Raw genomic sequence first — 16642 nt, 5'->3', positions numbered from 1 at the left:
GAGCCGCGAACAATCGGCATGGCACCAAAGGTTGGTATCCGGCCTGTCATTGACGGGAGGCGACAGGGAGTGAGGGAATCGCTGGAGGCTCAAACAATGGATATGGCCCGCCGAGCAGCATCGTTTATTTCTTCGAATGTACGGCATACCCACGGTGCTCCTGTGGAGTGTGTGGTGGCAGATAGCTGTATCGGAGGGGTTGCGGAGGCAGCAGAAGCAGCTGAAATGTTCGAGCGAGAGGGTGTCGGACTGTCGCTAACGGTCACGCCATGCTGGTGCTATGGCGCTGAGACGATGGATATGCATCCCTGGTATCCAAAAGCTATCTGGGGATTGAATTTTAGTGACCGTCCCGGTGCAGTATACCTGGCAGCAACCAAAGCTGCCCACGACCAAAAAGGGCTGCCGGTATTTACAATATACGGGGCCGGGGTACAGGATATTGAGGATTACAAAATTACAGATGACGTAGGGGAGATGATCCTTCGATTTGTCAATGCGGGTCTGGCTGTAGCAACCATTCGGAACAAGTCATACCTTTCAATCGGGTCGGTCTCGATGGGTATTGCAGGATCGATGATCCAGGAAGATTTTTTTGAGGATTATTTTGGTATGCGCTGTGAAGCAGTAGATATGTCTGAGATTACGAGGCGTATGGAAGAAAAAATATATGATGAGAAGGAATTCCACAACGCTTTGCAATGGGTGGAGACCTATTGCACGGAAGGAGAGGATGTTAATCCCGAAAGCAAACAGCTTGGCCGGGAGGAAAAGGATCAGAATTGGGAGACGGTAGTGAAAATGACGTTTATAATGCGTGATTTAATGACCGGTAATCCACGGCTTGATGATATCGGTTACGGGGAGGAGGCTCTGGGACGCAATGCCATAGCGGCAGGGTTTCAGGGACAACGACAGTGGACCGATTATTTTCCCAATGGTGATTTTTCCGAGGCTGTTCTCAATTCCTCTTTTGACTGGAATGGAATACGCGAGCCCTATATTATCGCGACTGAAAATGATACGCTGAATGCCGCCTGTATGCTGCTGGGCCACCAGATAACGAACAGTGCCCAGATTTTTGGCGATATTCGTACCTACTGGAGTGCCGAATCGGTGAAGAGGGTCACCGGCTACGAGTTAACAGGCAAAGCTGCCGACGGGATTATTCATTTTCTGAATTCAGGATCGGCGGCACTGGATGGGACCGGTCGGCAGACCAGAAACAATCAACCTGTGATGAAGCCTTTTTGGGAGATAGAAGAAGAGGAGGCCAAGGCCTGTCTTGAGGCGACGCGATGGTGCCCGGCCAACCTTGAATATTTCCGGGGAGGTGGGTTCTCTTCTCAGTTTCTGACCCGGGGAAATATGCCGGTGACGATGACTCGCATTAACATGATCAAGGGCCTGGGACCTGTTCTGCAAATTGCTGAAGGATTCACGGTAAATATTCCAGGTGAAGTGCATCAGATATTAAATCGTCGTACTGATCCTACCTGGCCGACCACCTGGTTTGCTCCCCGATTGACAGGCAGGGATGTATTCAGGGATGTCTATTCCGTCATGGACAACTGGGGATCGAACCACGGGGTACTGAGCTACGGCCATATTGGAGATAAATTTGTGACACTGGCTTCGATGTTGCGTATCCCGGTTGCGATGCATAATATTCCCCGGGAGCGAATTTTTCGTCCCAGCGCCTGGGGGGCTTTTGGAACCAAAGATCTGGAGGCCGCCGACTTCAGGGCGTGCCAAAACTACGGGCCGCTTTACGGCAAAAATGGTTGACCCGGGAGGGGATCTCGATCTACATCATATCAGGTTACTAACGTTAAATATGCAGAGGATGAGTGTGAGGGAGCATCTTTTCAATCAATATTTCTTAATAGCAGGATGTCTTGTATTCATTCTCCTGTTTGCTGCCAATGTGGTCGCCCAGCAGGTCACTGCGCGCTGGCAGGACACAAAGCACGTGGAGCCCCTAATAGAGGTTAATCCACCGGCAGTGCCGACTGTCCGAAAGCCATTGGCTATTGTCGGGGGCCGGCTGATAGACGGTCGCGGTGGAGAGCCGGTCGAGGATGCCGTGGTTGTGGTGGAAGGAAACAGAATTGTCGCTGCCGGACCGCGTGAGGAGGTTGACATCCCGGCTCATGCTGATCGCCTTGATGCCACAGGCAAGACCCTGATGCCGGGATTGATCGACGCCCACCTGCATTCGGTGATGAACAACGACTGGATTCACAACTATCTTCGTCATGGCGTCACTACGATGCGCGACCCCGGGCACCCCTTTCGCTTCTACCAGTCGCTGCATTTTGCGAAGCGTCCGCTGCCCCGGGTATTCTTGACCGGGGGGCATCTCGATGGCTTTCCCCCGGTCTGGAGTCAGCAGGCGATTGTCGTCAGAGATGCCGCCCATGCCCGCCGGGCTGTCTATGATCAATTCGAAAAAGGAGCTACCGGTATCAAGCTGTACTTTCGGCTTCCACTGGAATACTACGAGACTATTACGAATGCGGCCTCGGGAGTGGGCATTCCAGTGATGGCCCACCTGGAACTGGTGGATGCTGATGATGCCATTCGGGCAGGTATTGACGGAATCGAACATGTGACCTCCTTTGGTACGGCTCTGGCTGATCCGGAGGATGTACAGAGGTTTAAAGCAGCGGTGCGTGCCGATTACAGTGCCCGGCGCGAGGAGCGGTTCAGGTTGTGGTCGAAAATTGATATGGAATCAGAACGGCTGCGGGAGGTTATTGATCTGGCGGTTGCACATGATATTTTTTTCACGCCCACGCTGGGTGTCTATGAGCGTCAAAAGGGGGATGAAGGGGTGGAAGAGTTCCACTTGACAGGATACCGGAATATGGTCCGCTTTGTTGAGCAGGCCTACAAGTCCGGGATGAAAATTTCAATAGGTTCGCATGCGCGGATCCCACATGCTGAGGCCGGGCTGGATTATCAGCACGAAATGGAATTGCTGGTTAAAGCTGGAATGAAGCCGATGGATGTGCTCGTGAGCAGTACGACGGGGAATGCCCGGTATTTTCGAACCGGGCAGCGGCTGGGCAGTATTGAAGCCGGTAAACTGGCCGATCTTATCATGGTCGATGGAAACCCGGTTGAAGATATCGCGGTGATGAAGAAGATCGACCGCGTAATGCTCAATGGAAAATGGATACAGGACGATGAACGCTGATGATTTCAGCCAACAGGTAAGAACCAATATGGTTCCATTTTCGTGAAATTAATTTGACTTCCCTTTTTATTTTTATAGGTTGGTAACGGGCTTTTCAAAATGGGATGGAGATTAGGGATTTTTATTACCCTTCGATTAAAGGCCTTTGGGAACAGCATACTGTTTTCGAGATAGGGGATAGTTTTCAGTATCAAGCCTATGGCATCAAAACATAACGAAACGGGAAATACAGGCGACAGGAGTACAGCATGGAAGCACTTCATCCAGGGGGATGAAGGTAGTTTCAAGCGGGTGTTCCACTGCTATTATACGTCGATGTACGGCTATGGGTTAAAGTTGTGCAACCGTCCCGAACTGGTGAAGGATTGTATACAGGAATTATTCAGAACGCTATGGGAACGGCGGGATAAACTTGGGCACGTAGAGTCGCCCAATGTATATCTCTTCGTATCCCTGCGGCGAATGATCCTGAAAAGATTAAAAAGATGCAGGAAAAGAAACTGTGAGATGGAGGAACTGGATGAACACATTTCCATCCAGTTTGACAAGGAGGAGCTGATAATCAGAGATGAAGTAAAATTTCATCAACAGAGGGAGCTTCAGCATGCCCTGAACCAGTTATCCAACCGTCAAAAAGAAGTGATTTACCTGCATTACTACAATGGGATGAGCTACGCTGAAATTGAACAGATACTATCCATCAACCGCCAGTCGGTCCGCAATCACATGTACCGTGCGATGCAAACCCTGCGAAGCCTGTTGGATACGGAAATCATGAGGCTGGTTATCTCCCTGTTTATCTCCTTTCTTTTGTTTTTATGATGGCTGGGTTGCCATGCTGGTCCCGTGCCCTTCCTATGCAGTATCCTTGCAATTCTACAGGAAAATATCCTCCTGCATGAGCGGTGGTCTGTAGAGCCGATGCAATAAAATTTCGATTTTTTCATAAAAAAATGAGTACGCTGAAGGTTTTCGTGACTCTCCTCTGCCGAAGTAACCGTAAAATATCTTTTAAATCGTGCAGAAAGAGCATTATACCGTTCCAGAACTTATACAAAATCAATCCTTTCGGCGGATGGTGAAAGGGACTGCAGGCCCGGGGGAAATAAGACGCTGGAACCAGTGGATGGAAGCCACCGATCAAAATAGGGCAATAGCCAAAGAGGCTATTGCCGAGATTGCAGGCTTTGGATTTGATGATCCCGGGGAGGTGGATGTGCAGGCGGAATGGATACGGCTGCATGGGTCCACTGTTGGGAAAAAGGGGGGGGCATTTCGTTCTGTGCGCAGCAGGACTTCTTCAGTGTCATGGATCTTGCGGGTAGCATCGATATTGATTGTAGGAGGAATGATCGGCTTTGGTCTCTTTTTTTACGGTCAGGATGATTCATCTTCCACCCGGGTTGAGCAGATTACACAGGAACGAACGGTCAGGACGGATCAGGGGGAACACAAGACGATTAAATTTTCAAATGGCTCAAGAATTATTGTGAACAGTAATTCGGCATTGACCTATCGGTTGGGCCTGCTTCACAACCAGACGATTGAGGTTGTGCTTGAAGGGGAGGCCTATTTTGATGCGGAGAGTGATTCTTCACGAAAAGAGCCCATGTTTGCCATTCATACCCCGGACGGGGATATACGGGATATTGGTACCGAATTTCTGGTAACCGTTAGTGAGGATTATTCGAGGGTGGTACTGCAGGAAGGAGAAGTGCAAATCAATCCGGGGGGGAAGGGAAATGATGAACCTGCCGTTGCTCTCAAAAAAGGAGAAATGCTGGCGTTTGATGAGTCAGAGGTCATAAGCAGAAAGACGGTCAACGCTACTTTCTATACATCCTGGGCAACGGGATTCATGCAGTTTGACGAGACAACCATCCAGGAGTTTGCTCAGTATGTTGAACAACGATTTAGGGTACAGGTACAGCTCACAGATCCCCGGCTGACCGATATCAAAATAGACGGAGGGGTTTATTTCAGATCCCTGGAGGAACTGGTTCGATCGGTTTCGGAAGTAGCCCTCATACCGGTCTACCAGTCAGCAGATCGCGAAACTGTCTATATAGGGGATAACTTTTAACCATTACCAACCAACATTAACAGAGAACACTTCTTAATAGAAAATGGGATGAAATCATGAAATATGTTAAACGGTGTTTTTTTAAAGTAATATTACCAGTTCTTTGCTTATTCCTGATGAGCAGTTTCAGTCAAGCTCAGACCCTGGGTTCGCTGCATTTGACTCCTGTCCATACCAATGGATTTACGATTGAAGGGGGGATGAATCTGGGGCAGGCACTGAAGGAAATGGAACGGCAATACAATGTGGTATTTCTATATCGCACGGATACCATGAGTGGTAAGAAGATTGGCAGTACCAAAATATTATCCAGCAATGTTGAAAAGGCACTCAATAAGCTGCTGGAAGGCCAAGGACTCCAGTACAAGTATTTGAATCCCAAGACCTATGGAATCTATGAGGTGCAGGAAGAGGTAAATCGGGAAGATATCCTGCCTGTCCAGGAGCAGGTGGCAGGCACGGTGACAGATGTCGAATCTGGGGAGACGCTGCCGGGGGTAAATATCCTGGTGAAGGGAACGTCAAGAGGTGCTTCTACGGATAGCAACGGAGATTATCAATTGACGGTGCCTTCACTACAGGATACCCTGGTATTTACGTACATCGGTTATCAGCGTCAGGAGGTGCCTATCGGTGGACGAACAGAGCTTGATGTTGCCCTGCAGCCGCAGGCCATTGCAGGAGAGGAGTTGGTAGTGGTGGGATATGGGACTATGAGGAAAACCGATCTTGCAGGAGCTGTGTCCACTGTCAATGAAGAAGAATTTGAGCGGGTGCCAACCACAAATCCGCTGATGTCGCTGCAGGGACGGTCTGCCGGTTTGCGTATTGTATCAAATTCCGGGCTGCCCGGGGCCTCGGCAAGTATCCGCGTCCGTGGGGAGCAGTCAATAAGGGGGAGCAATTCTCCCATATTTGTGGTGGACGGAAATATCACCAATAACATTGATCATATAAATCATCAGGATATTGAGTCGGTCTCGGTGCTGAAAGATGCATCAGCCGTAGCGATCTACGGTTCAAGAGGGGCTAATGGTGTTATACTGGTTAATACAAAGCGGGGTTCGAATGACGCCCAGCCTGCGATTACTTTTCACACCTACGGGGCTGTACAGGAGGAGAGCAACCTAAAACTGGATTTGCTGAATGCGGACGAATTTCTAGAGATCTACACAGAAGCTTATACCAATATGGGGGTATCGACCCCATGGGACCAGGAAGATCTGGCACAGTATCAAGGGGTCAATTCTGACTGGTATGGTGAAATGCTAAGTCCCGGATACCTATCAAACTCAAATTTATCTGTTTCCGGCGGTTCCGACAAGTCAACCTATTTTGTCTCGACAAACTATACCAACCACCAAGGGATGGTCATGGGAACCGACTATGATGAAATCAACCTGCGGCTAAATACTGATCACCAGATTAGAGACTGGCTTACTTTTGGCAATTCTCTAAATCTTTTTTCATCCAAGCGCAATCGCCTGAATGGGTAGTATACCGGAGCTATTCAGAAAGTTCCGATCACCCGGATCTATGAAGAAGATGGCAGTTACGGGAGGATCCGAAATACGCAGCTTGAGCATATGCACCAGAGCCCCCTTTTTCTTTCCGAGAACATCAACAAGCGCAATGAAAAGGGCGTCATGGGTAATCTTTATTTGACCATTGATATTTTACAGGGACTGGAGTTTACAGCACGGAGCAGTGCCCGGTGGACCAACAATTATACGTCGCTGTTTACCAATGGGGTTGATCAATCCCTGGGATGGGAAGGAAGCAATGTCAATGAGCTAAGGAAGATAAACGGGGAAAGTCTTTATTGGCAAACGGACTTTTTACTTAATTACGAGGGATCATTGGGGGAAGACCATTATCTCACTGGTGTTCTTGGGTATTCACGCGAGGAACAGACATTTGAGAGCCTGAGTGGTTACGGAAATGGAACCCCCAGTAATGCCATACGATACCTCAATGCAGCTGACCCGACCTCTTTGCGTACGGATAATGACTTTTCCGACTGGGCCTTCACCGGTATGTTTGGTCGTCTGGGCTACACATTCAAGGAAAAGTATATTCTGAATGCCACCGTCAGGAGAGACGGCACTTCCCGACTGGCTGAAAATTATCGCTATGGGGTATTTCCATCGGTATCTGCTGCCTGGAGGGTAAGCAGAGAGAACTTCATGCAAGATGTTGACTGGCTTAGCGAACTTAAACTGCGCGCGAGCTGGGGTACGGTTGGCAATGTACTGAGCATCGGTACCTATGGAACCAAAACCAGCCTGAATAATCGCAATTATATTCTAGGTCAGCCACAGGAACCAGCCCTTGGGTATACTCTGACAAGCGCAATAAATACGGATTTGAAATGGGAAACTACCGAAAAGAAGAACATCGGTCTGGATATCGAAATGCTGCAAAACAGGATATATCTGATAACGGACTTCTTTATAGAAGACACCTATGACCTGCTGTTCCGGCAGCCGATTCCCATGTCTACGGGACTATCCGGTAGTCCCTATATCAATGCGGGAAAAATACGCAATACCGGTGTTGAACTGGAACTCGGCTACAGGCAGACCGTGGATGACTGGCAATACAGCTTCAATGTGAATATGTCTCATTTTAAGAATGAGGTGCTGGACCTGGAAGGGCGCGATCTCCGCACGGAGGGTATTGTAGAGGGACATACGCTGAAGTCGCATTTTGGCTATGTATCCAATGGTATCATAAGGACACAGGAAGAGCTGGAGAATTATCCTCATTACCCCGGTAAAGAGATAGGAGATATTTGGCTCAAAGATATCAACGGTTATGATGAGGAGGGTAATTTGACCGGAGAACCGGATGGGACCGTGAATGCAGCGGATCGGGCTCTGCTGGGCAACGATTTGCCCAATATCCAGTATGGTGCCACAGGAACCCTGGGCTACAGGCAGTTGACCCTTCAGGTTCAGTTGCAGGGATTGCAGGGACTGAGCAGGGATATTCGCGGTGGAACGAATCTGGGCGCCCTGCACTATTTTACCCAGTGGGCCAAGAATCATGACCGTCTGATTTTGGATCGCTACCACCCGGAGAAAAATCCTGACGGGAAGTATCCAAGGGTTACGGCAAACGATGCGGGCAGCAACCTGCTGTTTTCGGATTTCTGGCTTTCCGATGCATCCTATCTCCGGATAAGCAATGTGAATCTGAGTTACGATTTCACCAGCAACTTTGTTGAAAAAATTGGGGTTGGTAATCTTGGGGCATATGTCAGTGTGCAAAACCTCTATACATTCACCGATTTTTACGGTCCCGAGGTTGACTCGAATGCGGATGTCCTGACGGGTGTGCCTCAGCCACGGACGTGGACACTGGGTCTGAAAGTAGGTTTCTAAAAGGGATAAGTTTTTAATTAAAAATTCTATAAAAATGAAGAATTTCAGAAACTATTGTTTGTACACAGTATTATTTTTAGGAGGAGTTCTACTTGTTTCGGCTTGCGATCTTATGAGTGAAGAGGAATTCCTAGACCGGTATCCTAAAGATGAACCGGCCCCCAATATCTTTTTTGTCGATGAATCTTCGGCCAAGGCAGCGGTAGCAGCTGCTTACCAGCCATGGACCCGGAGTTCATCCATGTATCAGCGGGATCTTGTGATTATGTTCGACGGTATGAGCGATGACGGGCACTGGAGACCATCACGGGGTGCCTCCATCCAGCAGTCGGAGTGGAATATCACTCCCGAGCACGGGACGATCAGAAACTACTGGCGGTATGCCTACCAAAGTGTTAACGCAGCCAATTACGCTATTGAAAAGATCCCGACTCTGCTTGAGAAGGGAATGACCCAGGAAGAGCTGGATCCCTATATTGCCGAGGCACATTTTGTGCGCGGTTTCTCTTATCTGTTTCTGGTTAATTTCTTTGGGGAAGTACCGCTAATAGAATCTCCGCTCTCCTCGATGGCAGAATTTGAACAGCCCAAGTCTTCTACGGATCAGATTTACGAGAGGATTATTAACGATTTCACCCTTGCCAGGGAAAAACTGCCGGAAGAATGGCCAACTTCGTATACCGGAAGTGCAACAAAAGCAACGGCAGCGGCTTACCTTGCCAAGACACAGCTTTACAGGGAAGACTTTACTGCTGCTGAGACCGCCGCACGCAGTGCGATTGAAATTGCGGAAAATACGGGATACCACCTGGTAGACGACTATATGTCTATATTTGATATCAACAATGAAGCGAACCCGGAACTGTTGTTCTATATTCCCTACATCGAAGCTGACGACTATGGTGCTAATTATATGGTGCAGCGGCTGTCGCGTGATCTTCCCCCGGAATTATCTCATATCTGGGGCGTTTCAGGCTGGGGATATCACCTCCCCCAACGCGACTTGTACGAGGCCTATGAAGAAGGCGACCCGCGACGGGAGTATACCATCTTTTCTACAGGAGACGCCTTTGGGGTCTACAATGCCGGGGAACCCTTAACGTATACCCACGAGAGATACAACGATTCCGGAGAACTCGTAACCTATGACTCTACATATACAGCGGGGGATACGGTGGCATACGATTATCGATGGTCGCCGACTGGAATGAATGTTAGGAAGGATATCTACAATATCGGGCATCTCCCCAACGAGCGATGGGCCGGGAAAGACGTTCCCCTGATGCGAATGGCGGATCTATATCTTATTCTGGCGGAAGCGCTGGCTGAACAGGGCAATAATGAAGCTCTGGTTTGGGTGAATAAAGTGCGGGCCCGACCCTCGGTCGACATGCCTCCCAAAACGGCGGCTGATGGATCACTGGTTGAGCTTGTCAGGCACGAACGCCGGGTTGAGCTTGCCCTGGAAGGACAACGACTGTGGGATCTAGTCAGGTGGGGGGAAATGAAGAATATTTTTGGTGACGGCACCCGGGTGAAAAGGCATTTTTACTCCGATTATCTGCCCCTGGATCACAGTGACAGGTTTGATAATCCAAACCTGGACAATTATCCGGGTGATCTTGTCTTATTTCCAATACCTCAAAATGAACTGGATCAGAATTCAGAAATTAATGAGCAGAATCCGGGATACTAGTATGGAAGTTATGAATGTTTGATCACGCTCGGGAAAAGTTTTGATCAGCAAGGTTTAGAAATCGACAACGGGTATCACACGCAGGCTGTGATATCCAAAAAAGGACCCCCTATGTCCGCCATATTTCCATATAATTGGACGGCAGTAATACTCCTGTGGATAACGGCACTCCTGGGTATGGCATGTGGGGCTGAGCATCGGGCCGCATCCACTCTTGATCTGAAGGAAATCGAATATGACCGGGTATCTCAGGCTGCCGATCGTTATCTGGGGACTGCTGTGGTGACGGTTACGGATACTGTCTCACCGCGCAGTGCGGGCGGCCCCCACGACTATTATTCTGAAGGCGACTATTGGTGGCCCGATCCTGAAAACCCGGGCGGTCCCTATATTCGACGCGACGGCCGGAGCAACCCGGATAATTTTCTGGCCCACAGGCAGGCAATGCGAAGATTAAGCAAAATAGTGCCAACACTGGTGTCCGCTTTCAAACTTACGGGAAAAGAGAGATACGCTGATGAAGCGATCAGGCACCTGCATGCCTGGTTTATTGATGAAAAGACCATGATGAATCCCAACCTGCAGTATTCACAGGCCATCATGGGGAGAAATGAGGGGCGGAGTATCGGTATTATCGATACCATACATTTGGTGGAGGTGGCCCAGGCTGTCAGGGTATTGAACAGCATGGGATATCTCTCAGGAGAGAACCAATCGGCTCTGCTGGGTTGGTTTTCAGCCTATCTGGATTGGTTAACGACCAGTAAATTCGGCATTGAAGAAAAAATGCATGGTAACAATCACAGTACAGCCTGGGCACTACAGGCCAGTGCTTTTGCACGGTTGGTGGGAAATCAGGAAATATTGGAAGCGTGCCGCTCTCTGTACAAAGGTACGCTGCTTCCAGAACAGGTGGCAGAAGACGGGAGCTTTCCCAGGGAATTGGACCGGACCAAACCCTATGGGTATTCGCTGTTTAACCTGGATGTCATGACCTCCCTGGTACATATAATTTCCGATGACAATCATGATCTTTGGACGTACCAGACCGAAGATGGTAAATCCATTGGAAAAGTTCTCGAGTTCATGTATCCCTATATCGAGGATAAGAGTGAATGGCCGTACAGGGAGGATGTCATGTACTACGATCAGTGGCCGGTCAGACATCCTGCTCTTTTATTTGGCGGTCTTGCCTTGGATCGCCCCCGTTATATTGCACTATGGAATTCTCTTAATCCTGATCCCGAATTCCCTGAAATTGTTCGAAATTTTCCCATCCGCCAGCCCATTCTATGGATCGAGCAGCACTGAAATGCCCTCCTCCTTTGTTATCATAGCCGGTATCCAAGACGTTTCGTCCTGAATGAAGATAGATACCAACCCCGATCTGGTACAGCTGGAAGGATGGTAGGGAGTCTGCGGACCGGCCCTGTGAGATGCAGCGATGAAGCCCGGGGAAAGTTGTCTTGTTTTCCTTTGGTTTGCCGGAGATATTTTTTGTTTATAAGAAAAGTTATTATTAAATAAAAAGAGGCAAAACAAAAGCATTCAGGTTTTTTTGTGTTGTGATATGAGTATTTTTTCTTTTGTGAATGTTTGTACTTTTGTTATCCGGTAATAATAGCACCGAAAAAACAGGCTAAGGGAAATCACAAATAAAAGTATGATTATGATAAAGGGTTGGTGGCTAAACGCTGTAAGCAAACTTCGTGGTTCTTTAACACTGGGGATGTTATTTCTCTTGATGTCTGGCTGTTTGGTACCGGCAGCCATGGCACAGCAGTTTGACCTGCTGCTTGACAACGGACACGTTATTGATCCCAAAAATGGCATCGACGGACGCATGGACGTGGCCATTGCCGGTGACAGTATTGCGAGAGTCAGCGAAGATATCCCCGCCTCCTCAGCCGGACGTGTTGTGGATGTCAGTGGGCTCTATGTCACGCCCGGGATCATCGACATGCATGCCCACGTTTTTCACGGTACCAATGCACAGTCCTATATCGCGGATGCCTATGTCAGCCTGCCTCCCGATGGCTTCACCTTTCGTGCAGGGGTTACCACGGTCGTTGATGCGGGTTCGGCCGGCTGGAAAAACTTCCGGACCTTCAAAGAGCAGACCATTGACCGGGCCAAGACCCGCGTGCTGGCTTTTTTGAATATTGTGGGAGTTGGTATGCTCGGGCGCTACGAGGAGCAGAACGTAGCGGATATGAATCCCAAAATGACGACCCTCATGATCAGGGAGCTGTTTCCGGATCTCATCGTCGGCATCAAGTCGGCCCACTACTGGGGAGATTTCACCCAGGTCGAAAAGGCGGTGGAGGCGGGGCGGCAGGCCGATGTACCGGTGATGGTTGATTTTGGTGAGCACGATCCCCCCTTGTCGCTGGAAACGCTGCTTATGGACAAGCTCCGTCCGGGAGATATCTTTACCCATACCTATTCCTACACCAGGGGACGTGAGGCCGTTGTGGATGAAAATTTTAAGGTGAAGCCATATATCTTCGATGCCCAGGACAGGGGGATTGTTTTTGATGTCGGGCACGGGGGCGGAAGCCTGATCTGGCACCAGGTTATTCCCTCCATGGAACAGGGGTTCTATCCGGATGTGATCAGCAGTGACCTGCATACCTCCAGCATGAACGGAGGGATGAAAAATATGGCTAACCTGATGTCAAAATTTTTGAATATGGATATGCCCCTGGAGGAGGTGATTCTGCGCTCCACCTGGACGCCGGCACAGGTTATCGGACGTGAAGACCTGGGGCATCTCAGCGAGGGCGGAGTGGCGGATGTAGCGGTATTTAACGTGAAAGAAGGCGAGTTCGGCTTCCTCGATGCCCGGGGACGCACCATGAAAGGAAACGAGAAACTTGAGGCGGAATTAACAATTCGCGACGGACGTATCGTCTGGGATCTTAATGGTCGTGCGGTCCCCCTGTGGGATGAAGAACCCAGACGGTATTAATAAATGCAATAGACAGCTATGACGATGGTATCCTGTTGGTCGGAGATGCGTAATATTTTGTTTAAAGTGACCTATGATGCAGCAAAGGCGGCGCTGCCGGCAATATTGGTATGCTTGTTGCCCGTGTGTGCCGGGGCCCAGTCGTACGATCTGCTGCTCAAGGGGGGGCATGTGATTGATCCGAAAAATGGAATCGACCAGTCGATGGACCTTGGGATCAAGGGAAAGACCATTGCCCGAGTTGCCCGCGATATACCACCCGGGGAGGCTTTGAAAGTAATCGATGTCAGCGGGCTTTATGTGGTTCCGGGACTTATTGATCCTCATGCACATGTGTTTTTTGGCAGTGATCCTGAAAAGGGGTTCAACGGCGGAGCCTCCAGCGTGTCGCCGGACGCTTTTTCGTTTCGTTCGGGGATTACAACAATCGTAGATGCCGGGGATGCAGGATGGCGTAATTTCCCGGACTTCAGAAAACAGGTCATTGAGCAGTCCGACACACGGGTGTTGGCCTTTATAAATATTTTTGGTCACGGGTTGACATCCGGTTCCGGTATTTATAAGATGGATGATATAGACATCGATAGCACACTGTCAATGGTTCGGCGGTATCCTGATGACATTGTAGGTGTGCGTATCGGTCATTTTCTGGGGAAAAGCTGGGTCCCGTTTGAGGCGGCGTTGAAGTCGGCTCAGCAGAGCAATCGTCCGTTGCTGCTGGAATGTCATACCCCTGAGTTGTCTCTGGATGAACTGCTGGAACGCATGCGTCCCGGTGATATTTTTACACATGCCTTCGGGGCGGTGAATGACCGGCTATCCATTCTTGATGAGGAGGACAAGATTCAGTCGTATGTACTCGAGGCCAGGGAACAGGGTATTGTTTTTGATGTGGGGCACGGCGGGGGAAGTTTCCATTACAGCCTTGCTGTTCCCGCTTCAGAGCAGGGACTCTTTCCCGATACTTTTGGTACGGATCTGCACCGTTATAGTATGAACGGGGGGATGAAGGATATGCTCAACATCATGTCTACCTATTTAACCCTCGGCCAGCGTTTGAAAGAGGTGATTGCAGGAGGAAGCTGGAAGGCTGCTAAGGCTATCCAGCGCAGCGATCTGGGCCATCTGGATGAGGGCGGAGTTGCTGATATAGCCGTGTTGAAGGTAGAGAAGGGAAATTTCGGCTATGTAGATTCCGGAGGAAACAGGATTGACGGAAACAAAAAGCTTAATGCGGAATTAACCATTCGCGAAGGTGAAATTGTGTGGGACCAGAATGGGTTGTCTGCCAAGAGGTGGCAAGAAAATCAGTAAACAGATTTATTAACATATCAACGATTAATCAAAAGTAGTTATGCCAAGTAGAAAAGAAGTGTTGAAAATGCTTTCTGTGCTTCCACTGGGAGCTGCAGCAGGCAGTCGGTTAGCAAAAGGAGAAGGTATGAAGGGTGATGGGTCAATACTCTCGGCGAGTGGCCTGTCGACCCGAGCAATGGGAGACGAAGCTTTTCGCAGAATTGGGGTGGAGCCGGTGATCAATTGCCGGGGCACCTTTACTATCATAGGAGGTTCGCTCGAACGCCCCCAGGTGCGGGAGGCGATGGAGGCGGCTTCTCAGAGCTATGTTCAGTATGATGAACTGGCGGAAGGCATTGGTGAACGGCTGGGAGAGCTGACCGGAGCTGAATGGGGCATGGTGTCGGCCGGATGTGCTGCTGCTATGAAGCATGCGACGGCAGCCTGCGTAACCGGCGGCAATCCTGAAAAATTAATTCGGATACCTGATCTTACCGGTTTTAACAAGACCGAGGTTATTATTCCCCGCCACTCGCGTAACGCCTATGATCATGCGGTGCGCAATATTGGCGTAGATGTGATTACGGTAGACTCGGAAGAGGAATTCAAGCTTGCACTTAGTTCCCGTACCGCTATGATCTACTTGCTGGCAGGCCGTACGGGGCCTCTCGGACTTAAGAATGTTGCTAAGATCGCCGCTGATTATGAGGTGCCGGTATTGGTGGATGCCGCAGCAGAGGATCTTACGGTTCCCAATGCCCATCTCCGGGACGGGGCTACCATGGTATGCTACAGTGGCGGAAAGGCGTTGCGGGGGCCTCAGTGCGCCGGTCTTCTGCTGGGCCCCAAAAACCTGATGCAGGCCGCCTGGCAGGCCAGTTCTCCCCACCATGGTCCCGGCCGCGATAATAAGGTGGGACGCGAAGAGATGATGGGTATGTTGGCTGCCGTTGAAGCCTGGGTAAAGATTGATCACACGAAAGAATGGGAGACCTGGCTGTCGTGGCTTGATACCATAGAAAACCGGGTTTCTGACATCAGTGGAATTAATACCCTCATTGAGGAACCAACGATACCCGGGATGTCTCATCCGGGAGAAACTGCACCCATATCCAACCACAGTCCTCGTCTTGAAATACACTGGGATCCTGATCGCTTTCACATAGGCGGGCAGGAGCTGGCAGAAAAGATGGCTCGTACAAAGCCCCGCATTGTAGTGGGCAGTGGAAACGACAGCGATTCGGGTTCGACCTATATATCCATTACTGCGTGGATGATGCAGCCGGATGATGCCGAGGTCGTTGCTGATCGCATTCATGAGCTGCTGTCTCAAAAGCGGTCTCCCAAATCAACAGAGAAGGAGTCCCCTGCGGCAACCTTGACAGGGCGCTGGAAAGTGGATATGCAATATTATGCCGGAACGAGTGAACATGTTTTTTACATTGAACAGCAGGATGAAAACTGGGTTGAAGGGGCTCACCAGGGCGACTTTTCTGTGCGCGATATAGCAGGCACGATTGAGGGAAATACGGTGAAACTCTTGAGTACCGAGCGGCGTCCCGGCGATCGTGTGATGAACATTTTTACCGGTACTGTATCAAGGGACGGCAATAAGATCTCGGGTGAGGTTTTCCTGGGTGAATACCTGACAGCCAAATTTGAGGCTAAGCGCCAGGAAAAGTCGAACGACCGAGAACCAATTATGGTGCCTCAAGGTCCGCCACTGGCAACCTGAGAGGGCCCCAGCGAAAAGGGTCATCTCAGGGGAAGGGCAGGGGGCGTTGAAAATTTCAGTGAAATCGGTTTTATAGTTACTTCTCTGCCTATTTTTGATTTTATTTAATTTCTACGCCCTCTCAACAGGGCGTCAGAAGTTTCTTTTTTAAATAATCATTATACAACAGTAGATAACTTTATGGAATTTACAGACGATAAACGATCACGACGTTCAATCATCAAATCCTTGTTTGCCGGCGCGGCCGCCAGCATAGCCGGAATGTTCGGGGTG

The 16642-nt window shown here is 49.6% G+C and carries 9 protein-coding genes and 1 pseudogene; all 10 read left to right on the top strand.

All coding sequences use genetic code 11. The features are described from left to right. Positions 1-18: 18 nt before the first annotated feature. On the top strand, positions 19-1788 hold the full coding sequence (locus FN808_RS05395) for an L-fucose isomerase (RefSeq protein WP_142713753.1): 1770 nt from the start codon (positions 19-21) through the stop codon (positions 1786-1788). Between the two features lie 49 nt (positions 1789-1837). Further along, positions 1838-3202, top strand: coding sequence for an amidohydrolase family protein (locus tag FN808_RS05390; RefSeq protein WP_185958266.1), 1365 nt, complete (start codon positions 1838-1840; stop codon positions 3200-3202). Between the two features lie 198 nt (positions 3203-3400). Then, complete coding sequence (locus FN808_RS05385) at positions 3401-4024, top strand: RNA polymerase sigma factor (RefSeq protein WP_142713540.1); 624 nt, start codon at positions 3401-3403, stop codon at positions 4022-4024. Between the two features lie 253 nt (positions 4025-4277). After that, positions 4278-5285 carry a FecR family protein gene (locus FN808_RS05380; RefSeq protein ID WP_142713539.1) on the top strand — a complete coding sequence of 336 codons (1008 nt, stop codon included), beginning with the start codon at positions 4278-4280 and terminating at the stop codon, positions 5283-5285. A gap of 56 nt (positions 5286-5341) precedes the next feature. Further along, positions 5342-8671, top strand: a pseudogene (locus FN808_RS19215) (SusC/RagA family TonB-linked outer membrane protein). Positions 8672-8783: 112 nt separating this feature from the next. Then, the gene (locus FN808_RS05365; RefSeq protein ID WP_221929927.1) at positions 8784-10367 is read left to right on the top strand and encodes a RagB/SusD family nutrient uptake outer membrane protein; all 1584 of its coding nucleotides are present in this window, start codon (positions 8784-8786) and stop codon (positions 10365-10367) included. Positions 10368-10544: 177 nt separating this feature from the next. After that, positions 10545-11678 carry an alginate lyase family protein gene (locus FN808_RS05360; protein ID WP_221929926.1) on the top strand — a complete coding sequence of 378 codons (1134 nt, stop codon included), beginning with the start codon at positions 10545-10547 and terminating at the stop codon, positions 11676-11678. Between the two features lie 460 nt (positions 11679-12138). Then, positions 12139-13338 carry an amidohydrolase/deacetylase family metallohydrolase gene (locus FN808_RS05355; RefSeq protein ID WP_221929925.1) on the top strand — a complete coding sequence of 400 codons (1200 nt, stop codon included), beginning with the start codon at positions 12139-12141 and terminating at the stop codon, positions 13336-13338. A gap of 24 nt (positions 13339-13362) precedes the next feature. Further along, positions 13363-14652 (top strand): amidohydrolase/deacetylase family metallohydrolase, encoded by a 1290-nt coding sequence (locus FN808_RS05350; protein WP_221929924.1) that lies wholly within the window; start codon positions 13363-13365, stop codon positions 14650-14652. A gap of 40 nt (positions 14653-14692) precedes the next feature. Then, complete coding sequence (locus FN808_RS05345) at positions 14693-16369, top strand: selenocysteine synthase (protein ID WP_142713533.1); 1677 nt, start codon at positions 14693-14695, stop codon at positions 16367-16369. The last annotated feature ends 273 nt before the right edge of the window (positions 16370-16642 follow it).

The sequence above is a fragment of the Fodinibius sediminis genome, assembly GCF_900182555.1.
Lineage (GTDB): Bacteria > Bacteroidota > Rhodothermia > Balneolales > Balneolaceae > Fodinibius > Fodinibius sediminis.
Note: the sequence above shows the minus strand (reverse complement) of the source record. Positions and strands in the feature narration are given on the sequence as shown.